We start from the raw sequence: 4,539 nt of genomic DNA, 5'->3' as shown, positions 1-4,539 counted from the left end.
GGCGGGGCCTTGAGGGCCCCGCGAAGCTGGTCAAACACAAGCCGAACACTTTCATGCTTCAGAACAAGGTCATCAAGGGTGCCCTCGCGGCGCTTGCCGCGCTCCCGCTTGCCGGCTGCGGCATCTTCTCGTCCTCGGATCCTCACCAACCGAACGATCTCCCCGACTTCACGAAGCGGGTCGACGCCCGGATCGTGTGGCGCACGAACGTGGGCGAAGGCGCTTCGAAGAGCCTCACGCCCGTCGTGACCGACAACGCCGTCTATGCGGCGGGCCGCGACGAGATCGTGCGGCTCGACCGCGAAACCGGCGAGGTCGTCTGGCGCACGAAGGCGGGCGGGAACATCACCGCCGGGGTGGGGAGCGACGGCAACTACGTCGCCGTCGGCACCGACCGCGGCGAGGTCGAGGTCTACGACGCCGAAGGGAAGTTCGTCTGGCGCGCCGCCTTGGCTTCCGACATCGAGATTCCGCCTTTGGTCGGCGCGGGCCGCGTCGTCGTGAAGTCGTCCGACACCCGCATCTCGGGCTTCGACCTGATCACGGGGCAGAGGAGCTGGCGCTACCAGGGCCAGACCCCTGCGCTCACGCTCAAGACCTTCTCGCAGATGACGTGGTCCCCCGCGGGGATCCTCGCCGGTCAGGCGAACGGGCGTCTCTTGGCGCTTAACCCCGCCGACGGCAAGGTGATCTTCGAAGCCCCGATCGGGCAGGCGAAGGGCATCACCGAGGTCGAGCGCCTCATTGACGTCGTCGGCCGCCCCTGGGTGGACCGCGAATTGATGTGCGCCGCCACCTTCCAGGGGAACCTCGTCTGCATGCAGACGCAGAACGGCCGCACGGTCTGGAACGTTCAGGTCGACGCCGTGACGGGTCCGGTCGCGGACGGGCGCTCCGTCTACGAAGTCGATGCGCAGAGCCGCATTCACGCTTATAATCGCGCGAACGGTCGAGAGGCCTGGGTCAACGGCGACTTCCTCTACCGCAGCGTCAGCGCCCCGATCCGCGTGGGCACGACGCTCGCGTTCGGTGACTACGAGGGCGTCGTCTCGATGCTCAATCCCGCCGACGGCACGGTCGTCGGCCGCGTGAAGCTCTCCGGGGCGATCAGCGCGCCCGCGGCGCAGTACGGCTACGGCGCGGTCTTCCAGACGACGGAAGGCGACGTCGCGTACGTGACCGAAGAGTCGATCGACAACTAATCTTCAAAACGGCGCGGCCGGTCGCAGACCGGCTGCGGGCGGCTCCCCCCTCAAGCAAGGGAGCCCACATGCATGAAGGCGGACGCACCCGACGAGAAGGGTGTGCCCGCCCTTTGCCGTTTTTCCGAATCCGTTTCCGACATCCTTACGAGCCCCGTGGGTCCGCCCTGGGCCAACCGAATAGAACGCACCATGCTTCCTGTTATCGCTCTTGTGGGGCGCCCGAACGTCGGGAAGTCCACGCTCTTCAACCGGCTTACCCGCAGCCGCGACGCCATCGTGGCGGACTACCCCGGCCTCACCCGCGACCGTCAGTACGGTCAGGGCCGCGTGGGCCCGCGCCCGTACCTGGTCGTCGACACCGGGGGGTTCGAACCCGTCAAGTCCGAAGGCATCGTTCAGGCGATGGCCGGTCAGGCCGAGCTCGCGATCGAAGAAGCCGACGTCGTGCTCTTCGTCTGCGACGCGCGCGCGGGGCTGACGCCGCACGACGCCCGCATCGCGCAGCGCCTGCGCGTCTCGGGTCGCAAGGTCTTCCTTCTGGTCAACAAGGCGGAAGGCTTGTCGGACGTCGCCAAGGCCGAGTTCTATGAGCTGGGCTTGGGCGAACCGTACCTCATCTCCGCCGCCCACGGTCAGGGCGTGCGCGCCGTGATCGACCTCGCGCTGGAAGGCTTCCCCGAAGAGGAGGAGGACGAAGAGCCCGAGGATCCGGACGCGCCCAAGCGCCTCAAGGTCACGCTGGCGGGCCGCCCCAACGCCGGGAAGTCGACCCTGATCAACGCGCTGATCGGCGAAGAGCGCCTCATCGCCTTCGACATGCCGGGGACGACCCGCGACGCGATCAAGGTGGACTTCGAGTACAACGGCCGCCCGTACGAACTCGTCGACACGGCGGGTCTTCGCAAGAAGGGGAAGGTCTTCGAAGCGATCGAGAAGTTCTCCGTCGTGAAGACCCTCCAGGCGATCGACGGCGCGAACGTCGTCATCCTCGTGATCGATGCGAAGAACGGCATCGCGGACCATGACGCCCACATCGCGGGCTACGTGCTGGAGTCGGGTCGGGCGCTGGTCGTCGCCGTCAACAAGTGGGACCTCATGAGCGAGTACGAGCGCGAGATGTTCGGGCTGGAGCTCGAGCGCAAGCTCCACTTCCTCCGCTGGGCCCGCATGATCCGCATCTCGGCCCTGAAGCGAAACGGCCTCAACCACCTAATGAAGGCGGTCGACGAAGCCCACGCCGCGGCCTACCGCAAGATCCCGACCCCGAAGTTGACGCGGGCGCTTCTCGAAGCCGTCGAGCGTCAACAGCCCCCGCGCGCCCGCGGCGGCCGCCCGAAGCCCCGCTTCGCGCACCAGGGGGGCTCGAACCCGCCCGTCATCGTCGTGCACGGGAACGCCCTGGAGGACATCGGGGAAAGCTACCGGCGCTACCTGGAGAGCTTCTTCCGCGAGAAGTTCGACCTCGCCGGGACGCCGCTTCGCATCGAATTCCGCACGAAGGACAATCCCTTCGTGAAGGATGACAAGCGTTAACACACGGAAGCCGCCTTCGGGCGGCTTTCTTTGTTTTGCGTCCATCTCCCGACAGACGCGCAGTGTTAAGATGTAGAAGTCGTCGGCCGCCCTGCGTTTTCGGGCGGTCCGCCCCAAGCGCCTCCGGTGCCCCGGGCACCTCCGCCCCAAGCGCCGGAGAACAAGAACACAACAACGAAATGTCGGCGGAAGGTTTCATCAGGAATCCGCCGGCGGAGAACATAAAAATGGCTGCTAACAAGGGTCAGCTTCTTCAGGATCCCTTCCTCAATTCCCTCCGCAAGGAGCGCATCCCCGTGTCGATCTATCTCGTCAACGGGATCAAGCTTCAGGGGCAGATCGAATCCTTCGACCAGTACGTCGTTCTTCTTCGCAACACCGTCACGCAGATGGTCTACAAGCACGCCATCAGCACGGTCGTCCCGACCCGCTCGGTGAGCGTCAACGGCGCGGCCGTCCCGGCGCCGACGACGGAGAAGTAAGCTGGCCGTTTTTCAGATCGACGAGACGCGCGACGTGAAGGCCTCGCGCGCCTTTCTCGTGTGCGTCACCATCGGGCGCGTCCGCTATGCGGACAGCGCCGAAGAGCTTCGTCTGTTGGTCACCTCCGACGGACTGGAGCCGTGCGGCCTTCTCGAAGCGCGTCGTGAAAAGCCCGATCCCGCGACCTTCCTCGGTTCCGGCAAGATCGAGGAGCTCGGCGAACTCGCCCGCGAGGCGAAGGCGGACGTCGTCGTCTTCGACACGGCGCTCTCCGCCGCGCAGCAGCGCAACATCGAACGCGCGATCGAACTCCCCGTGCTCGACCGCACGACGCTCATTCTCGAAATCTTCCGCGCCCGCGCGAAGAGCCGTGAAGGGCGTCTGCAGGTGGAGCTCGCGCGGCTCGAACACCTCTCGACGCGGCTCGTGCGCGGCTGGACCCACTTGGAGCGCCAGCGCGGGGGCTTGGGCAAAACCGGGGGCCCGGGCGAAAAGCAGATCGAACTCGACCGCCGCATGATCGGCGTGCGCGTGAAGCAGCTGCGCGAGCAGCTCAAAAAACTCGCGCGTCAGCGCGGCACGCAGCGCCGCGCCCGCACCCGCGGGGATACGCTCACGGTCTCGTTGGTGGGCTACACCAACGCCGGGAAGTCGACGCTCTTCAACCGGCTGACCCGCGCCAAGTCCTACGCCGCCGACCAGCTCTTCGCGACGCTCGACACGACCGCGCGCCGCTTCTGGGTGAACGACGAGGAGACGGTCGTGGCGAGCGACACGGTGGGCTTCATCCGGGGGCTGCCCCATCAGCTCGTCGAAGCCTTCAAGTCGACCCTGGACGAAACGGTCCACGCGGACCTGCTTCTTCACGTGGTCGATGCGGCCTCGCCCGTCAGGGAGGAGCAGATCCGTGAGGTGAACTTGGTGTTGGAGGAGATCGAGGCGGACGACGTCCCCGTGATCATCGTCTACAACAAGATCGACCGCACGACGCACGAACCCGAAATCGTGCGCCACCCGGACGGGACGCCGAAGGCGGTCTTCGTGTCGGCTTTGACCGGCGCCGGGATGGATCTTCTGCGCGAAGCCGTGGCGGAATTCTCCGGCCGCTGGCGCGAAGAGCACCCGAACGAGCCCCGCGAGCCCGAACCCTGGGAAGAGGAGCTCGAAGCCGAGCGGCGCATGACGCCCGAAGAGGAGTTGAAAGCGCTTGAGGCGCTGCTCTGATCCTTGGGAACGGACGGAGTGTCGCCCGTCAGAAAGAAGCCCGACTTCTCCGCGAAGCCGGGCTTTTTCTTCAAGTGAATCGCTGGGAGCAGGG

At 66.2% G+C, this 4,539-nt stretch carries 4 protein-coding genes; all 4 read left to right on the top strand.

The genetic code is table 11. From position 1 onward, the window contains the following. The first annotated feature begins 53 nt into the window (after positions 1–53). The 4 genes from bamB to hflX all read left to right on the top strand — a co-directional run bounded on the left by bamB (position 54) and on the right by hflX (position 4,445). On the top strand, positions 54–1,202 hold the full coding sequence (gene bamB, locus HMPREF9440_RS06475) for an outer membrane protein assembly factor BamB (RefSeq protein ID WP_040764464.1): 1,149 nt from the start codon (positions 54–56) through the stop codon (positions 1,200–1,202). 192 nt (positions 1,203–1,394) lie between these two features. Then, the gene (der, locus tag HMPREF9440_RS06470) at positions 1,395–2,738 is read left to right on the top strand and encodes a ribosome biogenesis GTPase Der (protein ID WP_040764461.1); all 1,344 of its coding nucleotides are present in this window, start codon (positions 1,395–1,397) and stop codon (positions 2,736–2,738) included. Between the two features lie 227 nt (positions 2,739–2,965). Further along, the gene (gene hfq / locus HMPREF9440_RS06465; protein ID WP_040764404.1) at positions 2,966–3,220 is read left to right on the top strand and encodes an RNA chaperone Hfq; all 255 of its coding nucleotides are present in this window, start codon (positions 2,966–2,968) and stop codon (positions 3,218–3,220) included. A gap of 34 nt (positions 3,221–3,254) precedes the next feature. Further along, a complete protein-coding gene (gene hflX / locus HMPREF9440_RS06460; protein WP_008542638.1) occupies positions 3,255–4,445 on the top strand; it encodes a GTPase HflX in 1,191 nt (396 codons plus the stop codon). Positions 4,446–4,539 lie beyond the last annotated feature (94 nt).

It is taken from the genome of Sutterella parvirubra YIT 11816, assembly GCF_000250875.1.
Classification (GTDB): Bacteria; Pseudomonadota; Gammaproteobacteria; order Burkholderiales; family Burkholderiaceae_F; genus Sutterella; species Sutterella parvirubra.
Note: the sequence above shows the minus strand (reverse complement) of the source record. Positions and strands in the feature narration are given on the sequence as shown.